Origin of the sequence: Brevundimonas sp. UBA6550 (assembly GCF_002434505.1) — a bacterium.
Lineage (GTDB): Bacteria > Pseudomonadota > Alphaproteobacteria > Caulobacterales > Caulobacteraceae > Brevundimonas.
In genome coordinates this window covers 206,972-220,260 of sequence record NZ_DJKE01000005.1, presented here as the reverse complement: position 1 = coordinate 220,260, position 13,289 = coordinate 206,972, and the positions used below count along the sequence as shown (strand labels likewise).

Here is a 13,289-nt window from a genome sequence, read left to right as displayed (position 1 = left end):
CCTTTCGGAGGGTCTTTTTTTTCGTGATGCCGACCTGTCTGACGGTATCGCGTCCCGTTGCTCCCATGGAAACCGGCTCATACCGTCAGGACCACGGCGAGCCGATGACGGTATTCTTTTCGCACAGGGTGCTGGAAAGATTGAGAAATATCGACCTCGAACCCCCGAATTCCGACCCTGTCCGGTGCGAGGAGATTTTACCGTGCTTACCGACGCCGCCCTGAAGAATTTGAAACCAAAATCAAAGCCTTACAAGAGTACCGACAGGGACGGCTTGTACGCCTACATCTCGCCGGGCGGCGCGATCTCGTTCCGCTACGACTATCGCTTCAACGGTCGGCGGGAGACGCTGACGCTTGGCCGATACGGTCGGGGTGGTCTGAGCTTGTCGCAGGCTCGGGAGCGCCTGTTCGAGGTCAAGCGGACCATCGCGGAGGGCGTCTCGCCCGCTCTGGAGAAGCAGCGCGCCAAGCGTCGTCTGAAAGAGGCGCGCAGCTTCGAGCATGTCGCCCAGCGCTGGATGGACACCGCCCCGATGGCGGACAGCACGCGGAACATGCGCCGGTCGATCTTCAATCGCGAGGTGCTGCCGCAGTGGCGAAACCGCCTGCTCAGCGAGATCACCCCGGACGACATCCGGGCCCACTGCAAGACCATCGTCGATCGCGGCGCGCCGGCGACGGCGATCCACGTCCGCGATATCGTCAAACAGATCTACGCCTGGGCCATCCTGCACGGCGAGAAGATCGACAATCCGGCGGACGGCGTCGGGCCTGCATCGATCGCGACCTTCCGGCCGCGCGACCGCAGTCTGTCGCCCAGCGAGATCCGCATCATGCTCGGCCTCCTCGGTGAGGTGGCGACCCTGCCGACGATCCGCCTCGGGCTGAAGTTTATCCTGCTCAGCATGGTGCGAAAGAGCGAGCTGCAGGACGGCGTCTGGCCGGAGGTGGATTTCGAGAACGCCGTCTGGTCGATCCCCGCGGCGCGGATGAAACGCTCCCGGCCCCACAACGTCTATCTGTCGACCCAGATGCTCGACATCCTGATCGCCCTGAAGACCTGCGCGGGGAACTCCAGATACATCCTGCCGTCGCGCTACGACGCGGACGCGCCGATGTCGCGGGCGACCTTCAATCGCGTGACCTCCGCCATCGCCGAGTTGGCGAAGAAGCGAGGACTGCCTCTGGAGCCGTTCACAGTGCACGACCTGCGGCGGACGGCCTCGACACTGCTGCACGAAATGGGCTTCAACTCCGACTGGATCGAGAAAGGCCTGGCCCACGAGGAACGGTCGTCCCGGGGCGTGTACAACAAGGCGGAGTTCGAAATGCAGCGGCGGCACATGGCGCAGCAGTGGTCGGACGCGGTCGAGGCGTGGGAGGCCGGGCGGACGTTCACGCCGGTGCTCAGTGTGCCGGAGGGAGAGGGGCCTCGCTTCGATCCGAAGTTCTGACCGGTCGGCTGACGCGCCGGCGGACGTCGGGCGGGGGCGCGCGCCGGATCGGCTGGTTACGGCGCCGCTCCAGCCAGGCCTCGACCTCGGCCAGGTCCCAGACCACGCAGCGGGGCGTCAGGAGGAACCGCTTCGGGAATTCGCCGCGGCGCTCCATCTCCCAGATGGTGCTGTCGGCGAGCGGCACCATCTGGTGCAGTTCGGGCTTCTTGATCGTGCGCCGCAGGGGTGGGGTGGTCTGGGCCATCGTAATCTCCGCTTTGCTGCGAAGAATCGAACTCGAAAGAGTCCGACGGGCCTAGCCGTACCCTCTCCACCGTAGGCTTGCGCAACTCCCGGGACACGCGACTTGAATATTTCCATAATTCGACTAATATGGAATAATGGAAACCGAAGCTTCGATTCTCGCCCTGGCCGCCTTGGCGCAGTCAACGCGGCTGGAGGCGTTTCGCCTATTGGTCCGCCACGAGCCCGACGGTCTGCCGGCTGGTGACATCTCTAACCATTTGGCCATTCCGGCGAACACGCTGTCGTCCCATCTCGGCGTCCTGACCCGGGCGGGACTGATCAAGTCGGAGCGTCGCAGTCGATCGATCATCTACCGGGCCGATCTGGACCGGCTTCGCGACCTCGTCCTGTTCCTGCTCAAGGACTGCTGCGGGGGCCGGGCGGACCTGTGCGAGCCCTTGCTGGCCGAACTCGCGCCCTGTCGCCCCTGAGGACAACATGGACATCATCATCTATCACAACCCCGCCTGCGGGACGTCTCGCAACGCTCTCGAGCTGATCCGGCACGTCGGGATCGAGCCTCACGTAGTCGAGTATCTAAAGACCCCGCCGACGCGCGCCCTGATCGCCTGGCTGGCGGAGCGCACGGGCGCCCCGCTGCGCGACTTGCTGCGGGAGAAGGGCACGCCCTTCGCCGAGTTGGGTCTCGAGAACCCCGACCTGACTGATGAGCAGCTGCTCGATGCGATCGAGGCCCATCCGATCCTGCTCAACCGTCCGATCGTCGTAAGTCCCCTGGGCGTGGGCCTCTGCCGCCCATCGGAGGCCGTGCTGGACCTGCTGCCGGCCGAGAACCTGAAGCCCTTCACCAAGGAAGACGGGGAGGTCGTCATCGACGCCGACGGCCGGCGGGTGACGCGATGACCGACGCACCCGCCGCTTCGCCGCGCCGCCTGTCGTTCCTCGACCGCTGGCTGACGCTATGGATCTTCGCCGCCATGGCGCTGGGCGTCCTGCTCGGAACCGTCGTGCCGGGCTTGCCCGCCTGGGTCGACAGCCTCTCGGTCGGGACCACCAACATCCCGATCGCCATCGGCCTGATCCTGATGATGTACCCGCCGCTGGCAAAGGTCCGCTATGAGGCCTTGCCGCGCGTGTTCGTCGACAAGCGGGTCCTGGCCCTGTCCCTGATCCAGAACTGGGTTCTCGGGCCGGTGCTGATGTTCGTCCTGGCGGTGATCTTCCTGCGCGATCAGCCGGAGTACATGACCGGCGTGATCCTGATCGGCCTGGCGCGCTGCATCGCCATGGTGCTGGTATGGAACCAGCTGGCGCGCGGCGACAACCAGTATGTGGCCGGCCTCGTGGCCTTCAACTCGGTCTTCCAGATCCTGTTTTTCAGCCTCTACGCCTGGCTCTTCCTCACCGTCCTGCCGCCGCTGTTCGGCCTGCAGGGCAGCGTGGTGGACGTCCGCGTCTGGACCATCGCCGGAGCCGTGCTGGTCTATCTCGGCATGCCGTTCCTGGCGGGTTTCCTGACCCGCCGCAGCCTGATCGCCCGTAAGGGCGCCGAATGGTACGAGCGCCGCTTTCTTCCGCGCATCGGGCCGATCACCCTGATCGCGCTGCTGTTCACCATCGTGGCCATGTTCAGCCTCAAGGGCGGAGAGGTCGTCGCCCTGCCGCTGGACGCCCTGCGCATCGCCATTCCGCTGACGATCTACTTCCTCGTCATGTTCGTCGTCAGCTTCCTGATGGGCAAGCTGAGCGAGGCCGACTACCCGCGCACCACGGCCCTGGCCTTCACCGCGGCCTCCAACAATTTCGAGCTGGCCATCGCGGTCGCCATCGCGGCCTTCGGCCTGGCCTCGCCGGTCGCCTTCGCCGCCGTCATCGGCCCGCTGGTCGAGGTGCCGGTGCTGATCCTGCTGGTGTCGGTCGCCCTCTGGATGGGCCGGCGCTGGTTCCCCGACACCGTTCCGCCGGCGGACGCCGGGTGATGGTGGTCCTGCATCTGATCGAGGCGCACGACGTCGGCCTGATCGCCGCGCTGCGGGCCGAAGGCCTGCCCGCGCCTGAGGCCGGCCGCTACTTCAGCGCCGATCACGACGGCGCCGTCGTCGGCTACGTCGGGCTTGAAGGGGAGGGGCGCGACCTGCTGCTCCGCTCCCTGGTGGTGCTCGCCGACCGGAAGGCGCGTGGCCTCGGAAGCCGGATGCTGGCCGCCGTCGAAACCGTCGCCGGTGACTTGGGCGGCGCACGCCTTCATCTGCTCACCACCACGGCCGAGCCCTTCTTCACTCGGCACGGCTACCGGGCGGCGGACCGCCAGACGGCGCCGGAGGCGATCCGGCGGACCCGCGAGTTCGCGGGGCTGTGCCCGGCATCGGCGGCCTATCTGACCAAGGACCTGTGATGACGTTCGACCGCCTGCGGGCGCTGCCTGATCCGGATCATCTGCCGGCCCTGGACAAGGCCTATTTGTCGGTCGATCCTGCTCGCGGTCTGGGGCCGCACGACCCTCCGCTCCGGATCCTGCTTCTGTACGGATCGCTGCGCGAACGGTCCTACTCGCGCTTCTGCGTCGAGGAGGCGGCCCGCCTGCTGCAGTGGATGGGATGCGAAACCCGCATCTTCGATCCGTCGGACCTGCCCCTTCCGGGGGCGCCGGGCGACGACGACCACCCGGCCGTGCGCGAACTGCGCGAGCATGCCCTCTGGTCCGAAGGCATGGTCTGGTGCAGCCCCGAACGGCATGGCCAGGTCTCGGGCCTGATGAAGCTGCAGATCGACCATCTGCCCCTCAGCATGGGCGGCGTCCGCCCGACTCAGGGGCGGACCTTGGCCGTCATGCAGGTTTCCGGCGGGTCCCAGAGTTTCAACGCCGTCAACACCCTGCGCCTGCTCGGCCGCTGGATGCGGATGATCACTATCCCCAACCAGTCGAGCGTTGCCAAGGCCTTTCAGGAGTTCGACGACGCCGGGCGGATGAAGCCCTCCGCCTACTACGAGCGGATCGTCGACGTAATGGAGGAGCTGGTGCGCTTCACCATCCTGACCCGGCCCCACGCTGTCCAGCTGGTCGACCGCTACTCCGAGCGTAGAGCCTCCGGGCTTGCGATCGACGCCGCGACGGATCTGTCGGCCATCGCCTTCAAGCCGCAGGTCCCGCAAAGTCCTTCCACGCCGACCTGACGGCGTTAGACGCGCGCTCATTAGAGATCAGGCGGCAGTCGGGGCCTTTGTGCCCGACGGCCGGGACGATCGGACGAAGCCGATCGCAAGAATGGCCACGGTCAGGATCTGGACCCCGACGACCTCGAGCGTCGGGTAGAGGCCAAGGATCTCGATTCGGGGAAGCCAGGCGATCGGATGGACATCGATCCAGCCCGCCTCCTGCAGGGCCGCGACCCCCTTGCCGACCAGCACGACCGAAAGCACGTCCATCAGGATCGAGCTGAGGGAGAAGGACTGACCGATCGGCAGGCGCTTGCTGTAGGTCAGCAGGGCCCAGGCGATGACCGCCAGAATGGCCACGGCGGTCAAGGCGCCGGCCAGCATGCCGACATGGCCGCCTTGGCTCCAGATGGCGGCGTAGAACAGGATGGTCTCAAACACCTCGCGGTAGACCACCACGAAGGCGAGCAGGAACAGCAGCCAGGCCGACCGCCCCGACAGGGCCTTGGACAGTTTCTCGCGGATGTAGATCTGCCAGGCGTCCGCGTGGGACTTGCCATGCATCCAGATGCCGACCGAGACCAGGACCGCGCCCGCCAGCAGAGAACCGAAGCCCTCCGTCAGCTCCCGGCTCGCCCCGCTGATCGAGATCAGGAAGGTCGCCGCCGCCCAGGTGGCCCCGCCGGCGAGCAGGGCCGCGACCCAGCCGCCGTGTACATAGCGCAGCGCCTCGGGGCGTTCCGCCTTGCGCAGGAAGGCGATCATGGCGACCACGATCAGCAGAGCCTCCAGGCCTTCGCGAAGCAGGATGGTGAAGGCGCCCGCGAAACTGGCGACGTTGTCCGCCTCCTGCGGGGCCAGGGCCCGTTCGGCGGTGTCGAGCAGGGCGTTGAGCCGCGCGACCTGGGCCTGGACCTCTTCGGCGGGCGCGCCGCGCCCGATGGCGGCCCGCAGGCCGGTCATGGCGGTTTCGACACGACGCAGCAGGGCGCCGTCGCGGGCGCCGAGCGCCGGCTCCACCGGCTCGAAGCCGTCGAGATAGGCCGAGAGCGCCAGATCGGCGGCCTGTTTGCGGTCGCCCGCGCGGTAGGCCGCCAGGCTTTCCGCCAGGCGTGTGCGGGCGAGCGTGAGCGCGCCGCCCGAGGCCGGAGAGGCGGCATCCGGATGCCGGCGGATGTAGGCGGTGACGGCGCGGGCCTTGGTCTCGCCGATGCGCGACGCCAGGTCGGCGGGCGTGGTCTGGGTGACGGAGGCCAAGGTGGGGAAGGCGGTGCGGATCGCCGGATCGCTCTCCCACAGACGTTGGCCTTCGGCGGCCTCGGCGTCGGTGAAGGCGAACCGCCCGACGTAGAAGGCCAGGGCCCAGCGATCCTCCGCCGGGAGATGCGCGAAACTGGCCATGGCGGTGCCGTCCAGGCCCTGGTCGATCACCTGATAGAGGCCGAACACGCTGCGCTGGCGGGCGCGCTCGACGTCAGCGAAGGCGATGGGCGCGGGATCCAGCCCCTGGGCGCCCTCGCCGTCGGCTCGTCCGGTGACGCCGTGGCAGACGGCGCACTGCTCCTGATAGAGGGCCTGCCCCCGGGCGAGATCGGGTGGGAAGGCCGGCGCCAGCGGGCTCGGATAGGCCGCGAGCAGCGCCGCGGCGAGGGACTTGGCCCGGGCGCCGACGTCTTCCGGCGAGGCTTTGGCGCGGATGCTGCTCTCGAGCGCTGCGGCGTTCCGCGAGAGGTCCGCTTTCGCCTCATGGGCGGGGAGGGCGGCGATCCGGGTGCGGATCTGACCGGCGAACTCGATCATTTCTCCGTATTCGGCAGCGCTGATGACCTGTCCGTTCGCGACGGCGCCGGCATAGTCGACCGCGACATAATCCAGCAAGCGCCAGGCGACCTGGGCCTCGGAGGCGGCGGGGGCTTGGGCGTGGGCGGGAATGGAGAAGCCCAAGGCAAGAGCCAAGAGAAGCGATCGGAGCAGATGACGCATGACGAGCCTAGCTGTGAACGGGTCGCATTAGCATTCGTGCGACGAGGTGTCGCGGCCAATGTCGCGCTTAGGCCGTCGGGACGGCTGCAGGCGCCGGATCATGCAAGACCTCGATGACCTTGCAGGCCGAGACGCGGCCGCCTGCGCATTCGGCGGTCATGCGGGATAGCTCTCCCTGGAGCGCCTTCAGCTGAGAGATTTTGATCGTGACATCGGCGAGGTGGCGCTGGGCGATAGCGTTGGCTTCGCTACAGGGCCTTTCAGGATGGTCGGCCAGATCCAGCAGCGATCGAATGGCGTCGAGGTCGAAACCCAGCTGACGCGCGTGACGGATGAAGGACAGTCGGCGCAACGCGTCCCCGTCGTAAAGTCGCCGATCGCTAGCCGTGCGCGGTGGGACGGGGAGCAGACCGATCTGCTCATAGAAGCGGATGGTAGGGACCTTCACCCCGGTGGCGGCCGCCAGCTTGCCGATGGTTTGCAGGGCGAAGGCGGGAGCATCGGGCATGGCGGGAACCTAGGGGGCGGGATGGTCCGCGACTAGAGGCGGAGGGCGAACTCAACGACCCAAGAAAATCTGGAAGATGGCGATGGCGTAAGCGGCCAAGGTCGAGGCGCCGGTGAGCGCCATGCCGAAGGCCCGGGCCGCCGCGCCTTTGGGGTAGGCGAACGCGAAGGTCACACGACCGAAAAGGTAGAGCGCGACGAGAGCGGGCAGGAGGACGAGCTCGGGCCCCCTCAAGGTGGTAGCCAGGATCAAATGGCCGCCGAAGGCCAAAACCGTCTGCTCCAGGGAGTTCTGCAGGACGGCCGCGGGCGCCGCCAGCCGGGCGCTCGGCGGCGCGTAGGCCGACCCCGGGCGGTCCGCGTCGGAGCGAAAACGCACGCTGGCCACTACGCGGACGCAGCCAGCCAGCCAGAGGAAGATTGGCAGATCGACCCGCAAAGCATACGCCAGCCGCTCGGCGAGCGGCGGCGCTCCGTCGATCCCCGCCCACTGCGGCGGCAGCCCCATCCAGGCCCCGACCAGCACGGCGACGGTCATTGCGATGGCGGCCATCGACCAGATGAGGATGAGCGTCTGCTCCTTGTCGAGCCTCATCATGTCGTGTCCCTCATCCCGGCGGGCGAGCGGGCCTCCGGGCGCAACTGACCTTCCGACCGCAAGCTCACCGCCGAATCTCCACGGCGCCGTCGTCCCTGGCGTTCCGCGCCGACAAGAAGATCAGGGCCGCCACGCCGAGAACAATGGCGGCGTCGGCGAGGTTGAACGTCGGCCAATGCGCCTTGCCGATATGAACGTCGATGAAGTCCGTCACCGCGCCCGATCGGACGCGGTCGACGATGTTGCCCAGCGCCCCGCCGGCCACCAGCGCCAGTGCGAAGATCATGCTTGACGTCGTGAACGGCCGATCGCGACCAGCATCGCCGCCGCGATCAAACCGGTGACCGTTACGAGGAGCCAGCGCCCCGCATCCCCATCGGCCGACAGCAAGCCGAAGCTGACGCCCCGGTTGAAGCCGAGGATCAGGTTCAGGAAAGGACCGAGGTCCACCGGCTCGTCGAGTTGAGCGCGAGCCCAGGCCTTGGTCGATTGGTCCACGACCACGAGGAACCCCGCCAGAGCAAAGCCGAGCGTTCGTGCGAGGCTGGAAGGCAAGGGCGTTTTAGTCATCGGCGCCGCCCACGGACTTGCGCGCTCTGTAAAAGGAAATCCAGCCGTTCGGCGTCGGAGGCGGTGTCGGCCACCAGGCTTGGCGAGAAGACCATTGTCTCTAAACCCTGACGGGTCGGGCATGACATCGACATTGACGTTACCGCCGTCACCGGTTGCATACGGCCAGTTGCTCGCCCGAGAGGACCGTGCCCTTCCACGAGAACTCTGTCACGGCGCCGAAACGGGCCACGACGCGGCGGCAGGCGCGCGGCGCCGGCTGATCAACACCGCCTGAGGCGGTGCAGGTCTGGCCTTCGCAGCGCCAGTTCGCACCATCGATGATGGTGGCGCGGGCGGGGACGCGCGACGCGTCCGCCAGGACCGCGCGTGTCGGCGCGGTTGACTGGGCGACGACGGGGGCAGCGGCGAAGGCGGCTAAGAGGGTGAGCATGGAGAGAACCGTGCGCATTGAAGGCTCCTTTGGTGAGGGGATGAGTCAGGGTCGAGCAGCGATAGGGCGAGCTAGCGGCTTGCGCGCCCTGTAGAGGGAGATCGAGCCGCTCGGCGTGGGAATGACCTTGCATTCCTCCACGCCCTCGAAGCCGACCTCGGCCATGAGGCCCTGGAGAACGCCTTCAGCGCTCGGCTGGGTATTTTCCCGACCGTCGAGCGCCTGGACCTGGCGGAAGAGAAATCGCATCAGCGGAGTGCGTTGCAGACCGTAGTCGGCGATATGCAGCTCGCCGCCGGGCCGGAGGGCGTCGAACATCGCGGCGAGGCCGCTCCGTTTGCCGGCGAGCGGAACCTGATGGAAGACCAGGCTGGAGACGGCCTTGTCCGCCCGGCCGGGTCCGACCAGCGTCGCCGCGTCGTCGGCGTATCCGCGGGCAAAGACGACGGCCAGGCCGCGCTTCGTCGCCCGGTTTCGGGCGCGGGCGAGAATATCCGGATCGGGATCGATCCCGATCACCTTCGCCGTCGGCGCCTCTGCCGCGATCAAGGCGGTGAGCGCGCCTGTGCCGCAACCGACATCGACGAGTGTTTCAGAAGCCCCGGGGGCGATCTGGTCGAGGAAGGCCGATCGCCAGCGGCGCTCGCGCGTCCAGAGCGCAATAGCCAGGTCGTAGAGGCCGCTCAGGCCTGAGTGACCGAGGGCGGGCGTGTAGTCGATCGTCGTCATGCGGCCTCGCGCAGTTCGTCGCGCGACTGACGCACGACCGCCCAGGAGGACTGCAGAAACACCCCGGCCAGCAGAATTCCGGCGATCAGGTCCGGCCACCGCGACGCGGTCAACCAGACGAGGGCGCCCGCCCCGGCGACCACGAGGCTCTGGATCAGGTCGTTGCGGGTGCACAGCCAGACCGAGCGGACGTTGGCGTCGCCGTCTCGGTGGCGCACCAGAAGGAGGGCGGCGATGACGTTGGCGGCAAACCCGAACAGTCCGAGGCCGGTGATCACCGAGCCCTCCGGCGGAGCCCCCGTGACCGCACGCCAGATGGCGAAGCCAAGGATCGAGAGCGCCAGCAAGCCGAGGCTGGCCCCCTTTAGAAGCGCGGCGCCCGCGCGGACGCGAACGCTCCGGCCGATGGCCCAAAGGCTGATCGCGTAGGTGGCGCTGTCGGCCAGGAAGTCGAGGGCGTTGGCGCCGAGCGAGGCGGACCCTTGTGCGATCGCACCCCCGATGATCGCCACGAACGCGAGGGCGTTGATGGCGATCACGGTCACCAGGATCCGGCGGTACGCCGGGGTGGCGCCATCGAACTTCGGCGTGCTGCAACCGCATCCTGCAGCGGGGGTTGCGTCGGGTGTCAGAGGCGTCGACATGGGGAGACTCCGGTGAGAACACCCCCCTTCTGCATCCTCTAGCAACTAGAGGATCAAGCGGAAAATGCGCGAAGCGGACGGTCGACAGCGAGCCATGCCGTTCTGATTGATCTGTCGGACAATCATGGTAAGGGGGCTTATGGGACGTTCCCGATTCCATCGTGGTCTACTGGCGACGCTTCTGGCGGCGTTCATCGCCGTTTTCGGCATGACGTCCGTCGATGCGATGGCCTGTGAATGGCCGGCGGGATCCACAACGGCCGCGACGGTGGTCGTTTCGGAACCGGCGGACTCCCGGCCGGACGAGCCCCGCCAGTGCGGGCCGTTCTGCAGCTACTGCCAGTGTCACCACATCGCCATGACCGCCGCGGACGCGCCTTCGCCTCCGGCCCTGATGCCGGTTCGCAGCGTCTCCAGCCGGGTCGCCCCGGCCGACGCCTTCGTCTCGCGCACGCCGTCCGGACCGGATCGACCGCCCCAAGGCTGACGGGACTGCGCCCTGAGCGGCGCCTTTCACGTCAACCTTTCGGGACATGAGATCATGCCTTCTCCCATTCGCCGTCGGCCGCATCTCGCGGCGGGCTGCGCGCTGGTCGCCCTGGCGACCAGTCTGACCGGTCCCGCCTGGGCCGATCCCGCGCCGAGCTACGAAACGCTTCTGCAGCGTCTCGGCCAATCACCGGCGACGCTTGAGGCCGACGCCTTGCTTGACGCCGCCGAGGCGCGCGTGCGTCAGGCGAGGGTCAGGCCGAATCCGACCGCTGCGCTCGAGGTTGAAAACGCCTTCGGAAGCGGCCCATTCGAGGGCTACAACAACGCCGAAACCACGCTCTCGCTCAGCCAGGACCTGGAATTGTGGGGTCGCCGGGGCGCCCGCGTCGAAGCGGCGCGCGCCGACGCCGGAACCGCCTCCTTGCGGCGTGACATGGCGGGCATCGAGGCCGCGGGACGTCTCGCGCTGGTCTATGCCGAGGCTGAGGCTGCGGAAAGGCGCGCGGACCTCGCTCAGGAGGCGTTATCGCTCACCGTAGCCGATACGCGGGCGGCCCTGACTCTGGTCGAGGAGGGACGTGAGCCCTTGCTGCGCGGTATCCAGGGAGAGAGCGAAGCGGCCGCCGCCCGCGCCGCGCTGGATGAAGCCCAAGCAGAACGCGATGCGGCTTTCGCCCGGCTGAGGGCGGTCGCCACCGCTCCGGTGACCTCCATCGACAGCGGCCTGCTCGACCGCGCGCCCCTGGCGGCGAGCGACGACGGCGCAGCCGGAACGCTTACAGTACGGGTGGCGGAAGCGGATCGTGAGGCGGCGGAGCGCCGGATCGACGTGGAGCGCTTGAGGTCCCGACCCGACGTGACCGCGTCCGTCGGCGTTCGCCGTTATGAAGCCGAAGACGCCACCGCCGTCACGCTGGGCGTGAGCTTGCCGCTGCCCTTGTTCGATCGCAACCGAGGCAACATCGAAGCGGCGCAGGCCGAGTTTCGGGCCGCCGACGCCCGGCTGCTGGGCGCCCGTCAAGAGGCGCAGGCGGATCGTGACGCCGCGATGGCGCGTCTCAGCGCTTCGGCTAGCCGGGTCGCCGCGGCCGACGCCGGCGTCGCCGCGGCCGAGGAGGCCTACCGGCTATCGAGGATCGGATTCGAAGCCGGCCGTATCTCACAACTCGAGCTGCGCTCATCCCGCGCTGCCTTGATCTCCGCCCGCAACGCCGCCGTTGACGCTCGCCTCGCGCGGGTCCGCGCCGAAATCGACCTCGCGCGCCTGCAAGGCCGCGCCCCTTTTGGAACGTCGCAATGAATCACACCTCGCTTCGCAAACCCTGGCTCCTGGGTGGAGCCGCCGCCGTGATCCTGCTTGGCGGCGTCGGGCTTTATTCGGTCTTCGGCCCGGAGCCCGCGCCTGCCGCCGAAGAAAGTGGGGAGGAAGGCCATGAGGCGGAAAGCGGCGCCGCCGAGGGCGTCGTGGTCCTCACTCCGGCCCAGATCCAGGCGGCCGGTATCGCCGTGGTGACGGTCGCTGGTGGCGGAGGCGGCGAGACCCGGTTGAGCGGTCGGGTCGAACCGATGGTCGATGCGCGAGCCTCTGTCGCGGCGGTGATTGGCGGGCGGGTCGAGCGGGTTCTGGTGGCGCCCGGACAACCGGTGCGAACCGGACAGCCCTTGGCCATTCTGGTGAGTGGCGACGCCGCCACCTACCGCGCGGACGCGGAAGCCGCCAACGCTTCAGCGGAGGCCGCGCGTCGCGCTTACGAGCGGGATCAAAATCTGGAGCAGGCGGGCGTCGTCGCCCGACAGGACGTCGAAGCGTCGCGGGCGCAGGCGCTGAGCGCGGAGGCGGCGGCGCGGGCAGCGCGCGCCCGCACGGCTGCAGCCGGATCGCCAAGCGCATCGGGTCGCGTAAGCGTCGCCAGCCCGATCAACGGCGTTGTGACCAGCGTTCAGGTCGGACCTGGTGGCTTCGCGGCCCAAGGGAGCGTGATCGCGGAGGTCACCAATCCCGCCCGTGTCGAGATCGTTTTCAATGCGCCTCCCGCCTTGGCCGCTCAAGTCAGCCCCGGCGTCCGGATGAATGTGCAAGGGGCGAACGGCGAGTTCGCTGCGGTCGTCACCGGGGTCGCCGTCGATGCAAGCGAACAAAGCGGCGCGACGATCATCCGCGCCCGGCCCGTCGACGCAGGCTTGCCTCCCGCCGGCTCGGCCGTCAGCGGTACGGTCGTGACCGGCGCCTTGTCGGATGGTCTCGCCGTGCCGTCCGAGTCCGTCCAGACCGTGAACGGCTCGGCTGTGGTCTTCGTGCAAACGGCGGACGGCTTCCGGGCCGTTCCGGTGCTGATCGGCCGGCAAGCCGGAGACCGAACCGAAATCCTGCGCGGATTGGACGGCTCCGAACGTATCGCGGGGGCCAACGCCTTCCTCCTGAAAGCGGAACTCGCCAAGGGCGAGGCCGAAGACGAAGACTAGGGATCGATC

The 13,289-nt window shown here is 68.1% G+C and carries 18 protein-coding genes; 9 read left to right on the top strand and 9 right to left on the bottom strand.

Annotation, left to right across the window (positions count from 1 at the left end; genetic code table 11):
- Positions 1-202: 202 nt before the first annotated feature.
- Positions 203-1,456 carry a tyrosine-type recombinase/integrase gene (locus tag B3Z70_RS05210; RefSeq protein WP_292020435.1) on the top strand — a complete coding sequence of 418 codons (1,254 nt, stop codon included), beginning with the start codon at positions 203-205 and terminating at the stop codon, positions 1,454-1,456.
- Here B3Z70_RS05210 and B3Z70_RS05205 read toward each other — a convergent pair.
- A complete protein-coding gene (locus B3Z70_RS05205; protein WP_174086284.1) occupies positions 1,410-1,703 on the bottom strand; it encodes a helix-turn-helix transcriptional regulator in 294 nt (97 codons plus the stop codon). The two genes, B3Z70_RS05210 and B3Z70_RS05205, sit on opposite strands and share 47 nt — an antisense overlap.
- 136 nt (positions 1,704-1,839) lie before the next feature.
- Here B3Z70_RS05205 and B3Z70_RS05200 point away from each other — a divergent pair, with 136 nt between their 5' ends.
- The 5 genes from B3Z70_RS05200 to arsH are packed head-to-tail and all read left to right on the top strand — an operon-like array spanning position 1,840 to position 4,879.
- Positions 1,840-2,175, top strand: a complete 336-nt coding sequence (locus B3Z70_RS05200) for an ArsR/SmtB family transcription factor (protein WP_174086283.1) — start codon at positions 1,840-1,842, stop codon at positions 2,173-2,175.
- Between the two features lie 7 nt (positions 2,176-2,182).
- A complete protein-coding gene (arsC, locus tag B3Z70_RS05195; protein ID WP_292020406.1) occupies positions 2,183-2,608 on the top strand; it encodes an arsenate reductase (glutaredoxin) in 426 nt (141 codons plus the stop codon).
- On the top strand, positions 2,605-3,684 hold the full coding sequence (arsB, locus tag B3Z70_RS05190; protein WP_292020408.1) for an ACR3 family arsenite efflux transporter: 1,080 nt from the start codon (positions 2,605-2,607) through the stop codon (positions 3,682-3,684). The genes arsC and arsB overlap by 4 nt, the downstream gene beginning before the upstream one ends.
- The gene (gene arsN2, locus B3Z70_RS05185) at positions 3,684-4,100 is read left to right on the top strand and encodes an arsenic resistance N-acetyltransferase ArsN2 (protein ID WP_292020410.1); all 417 of its coding nucleotides are present in this window, start codon (positions 3,684-3,686) and stop codon (positions 4,098-4,100) included. Before arsB ends, arsN2 begins: the two co-directional genes overlap by 1 nt.
- Positions 4,100-4,879 carry an arsenical resistance protein ArsH gene (arsH, locus tag B3Z70_RS05180; protein ID WP_292020411.1) on the top strand — a complete coding sequence of 260 codons (780 nt, stop codon included), beginning with the start codon at positions 4,100-4,102 and terminating at the stop codon, positions 4,877-4,879. Before arsN2 ends, arsH begins: the two co-directional genes overlap by 1 nt.
- Positions 4,880-4,906: 27 nt before the next feature.
- On the opposite strand, the gene B3Z70_RS05175 is transcribed toward arsH, so the two are convergent.
- The 8 genes from B3Z70_RS05175 to B3Z70_RS05140 form a co-directional block, all read right to left on the bottom strand.
- Positions 4,907-6,844 carry a cytochrome c/FTR1 family iron permease gene (locus tag B3Z70_RS05175; RefSeq protein WP_292044873.1) on the bottom strand — a complete coding sequence of 646 codons (1,938 nt, stop codon included), beginning with the start codon at positions 6,842-6,844 and terminating at the stop codon, positions 4,907-4,909.
- A 67-nt stretch (positions 6,845-6,911) separates the two neighbouring features.
- A complete protein-coding gene (locus B3Z70_RS05170) occupies positions 6,912-7,328 on the bottom strand; it encodes a MerR family transcriptional regulator (RefSeq protein ID WP_349677227.1) in 417 nt (138 codons plus the stop codon).
- 75 nt (positions 7,329-7,403) lie between these two features.
- On the bottom strand, positions 7,404-7,949 hold the full coding sequence (locus tag B3Z70_RS05165) for an MAPEG family protein (protein ID WP_292020417.1): 546 nt from the start codon (positions 7,947-7,949) through the stop codon (positions 7,404-7,406).
- A 64-nt stretch (positions 7,950-8,013) separates the two neighbouring features.
- The gene (locus B3Z70_RS05160) at positions 8,014-8,235 is read right to left on the bottom strand and encodes a signal peptidase II (protein ID WP_292020419.1); all 222 of its coding nucleotides are present in this window, start codon (positions 8,233-8,235) and stop codon (positions 8,014-8,016) included.
- The gene (locus B3Z70_RS05155; RefSeq protein ID WP_292020421.1) at positions 8,232-8,519 is read right to left on the bottom strand and encodes a signal peptidase II; all 288 of its coding nucleotides are present in this window, start codon (positions 8,517-8,519) and stop codon (positions 8,232-8,234) included. The genes B3Z70_RS05160 and B3Z70_RS05155 overlap by 4 nt, the downstream gene beginning before the upstream one ends.
- A 148-nt stretch (positions 8,520-8,667) precedes the next feature.
- Positions 8,668-8,970: a CC_3452 family protein gene (locus B3Z70_RS05150; RefSeq protein WP_292020423.1), complete on the bottom strand. Its 303-nt coding sequence runs from the start codon at positions 8,968-8,970 to the stop codon at positions 8,668-8,670.
- 27 nt (positions 8,971-8,997) lie between these two features.
- Entirely contained in the window at positions 8,998-9,681 is a 684-nt protein-coding gene (locus tag B3Z70_RS05145; RefSeq protein WP_292020425.1) for a class I SAM-dependent methyltransferase, read from the bottom strand.
- Positions 9,678-10,325, bottom strand: coding sequence for a cation transporter (locus B3Z70_RS05140; RefSeq protein WP_292020427.1), 648 nt, complete (start codon positions 10,323-10,325; stop codon positions 9,678-9,680). The genes B3Z70_RS05145 and B3Z70_RS05140 overlap by 4 nt, the downstream gene beginning before the upstream one ends.
- A gap of 139 nt (positions 10,326-10,464) precedes the next feature.
- On the opposite strand from B3Z70_RS05140, the gene B3Z70_RS05135 reads away from it, so the two are divergent.
- From B3Z70_RS05135 to B3Z70_RS05125, 3 genes are read left to right on the top strand one after another with little or no spacing between them, the layout of a single operon-like run.
- Positions 10,465-10,812, top strand: coding sequence for a hypothetical protein (locus tag B3Z70_RS05135; RefSeq protein ID WP_292020428.1), 348 nt, complete (start codon positions 10,465-10,467; stop codon positions 10,810-10,812).
- A gap of 54 nt (positions 10,813-10,866) precedes the next feature.
- Positions 10,867-12,117, top strand: a complete 1,251-nt coding sequence (locus tag B3Z70_RS05130; RefSeq protein WP_292044870.1) for a TolC family protein — start codon at positions 10,867-10,869, stop codon at positions 12,115-12,117.
- Positions 12,114-13,280 (top strand): efflux RND transporter periplasmic adaptor subunit, encoded by a 1,167-nt coding sequence (locus tag B3Z70_RS05125; RefSeq protein ID WP_292044866.1) that lies wholly within the window; start codon positions 12,114-12,116, stop codon positions 13,278-13,280. The genes B3Z70_RS05130 and B3Z70_RS05125 overlap by 4 nt, the downstream gene beginning before the upstream one ends.
- The last annotated feature ends 9 nt before the right edge of the window (positions 13,281-13,289 follow it).

Coding starts and splice junctions, on each gene's coding strand:
- B3Z70_RS05205 (WP_174086284.1), bottom strand. CDS start 1,703: ATGGCCCAGACCACCCCACCCCTGCGGCGCACGATCAAGAAGCCCGAA.
- B3Z70_RS05200 (WP_174086283.1), top strand. CDS start 1,840: ATGGAAACCGAAGCTTCGATTCTCGCCCTGGCCGCCTTGGCGCAGTCA.
- arsC (WP_292020406.1), top strand. CDS start 2,183: ATGGACATCATCATCTATCACAACCCCGCCTGCGGGACGTCTCGCAAC.
- arsB (WP_292020408.1), top strand. CDS start 2,605: ATGACCGACGCACCCGCCGCTTCGCCGCGCCGCCTGTCGTTCCTCGAC.
- arsN2 (WP_292020410.1), top strand. CDS start 3,684: ATGGTGGTCCTGCATCTGATCGAGGCGCACGACGTCGGCCTGATCGCC.
- arsH (WP_292020411.1), top strand. CDS start 4,100: ATGACGTTCGACCGCCTGCGGGCGCTGCCTGATCCGGATCATCTGCCG.
- B3Z70_RS05175 (WP_292044873.1), bottom strand. CDS start 6,844: ATGCGTCATCTGCTCCGATCGCTTCTCTTGGCTCTTGCCTTGGGCTTC.
- B3Z70_RS05165 (WP_292020417.1), bottom strand. CDS start 7,949: ATGATGAGGCTCGACAAGGAGCAGACGCTCATCCTCATCTGGTCGATG.
- B3Z70_RS05160 (WP_292020419.1), bottom strand. CDS start 8,235: ATGATCTTCGCACTGGCGCTGGTGGCCGGCGGGGCGCTGGGCAACATC.
- B3Z70_RS05155 (WP_292020421.1), bottom strand. CDS start 8,519: ATGACTAAAACGCCCTTGCCTTCCAGCCTCGCACGAACGCTCGGCTTT.
- B3Z70_RS05150 (WP_292020423.1), bottom strand. CDS start 8,970: ATGCGCACGGTTCTCTCCATGCTCACCCTCTTAGCCGCCTTCGCCGCT.
- B3Z70_RS05145 (WP_292020425.1), bottom strand. CDS start 9,681: ATGACGACGATCGACTACACGCCCGCCCTCGGTCACTCAGGCCTGAGC.
- B3Z70_RS05140 (WP_292020427.1), bottom strand. CDS start 10,325: ATGTCGACGCCTCTGACACCCGACGCAACCCCCGCTGCAGGATGCGGT.
- B3Z70_RS05135 (WP_292020428.1), top strand. CDS start 10,465: ATGGGACGTTCCCGATTCCATCGTGGTCTACTGGCGACGCTTCTGGCG.
- B3Z70_RS05130 (WP_292044870.1), top strand. CDS start 10,867: ATGCCTTCTCCCATTCGCCGTCGGCCGCATCTCGCGGCGGGCTGCGCG.
- B3Z70_RS05125 (WP_292044866.1), top strand. CDS start 12,114: ATGAATCACACCTCGCTTCGCAAACCCTGGCTCCTGGGTGGAGCCGCC.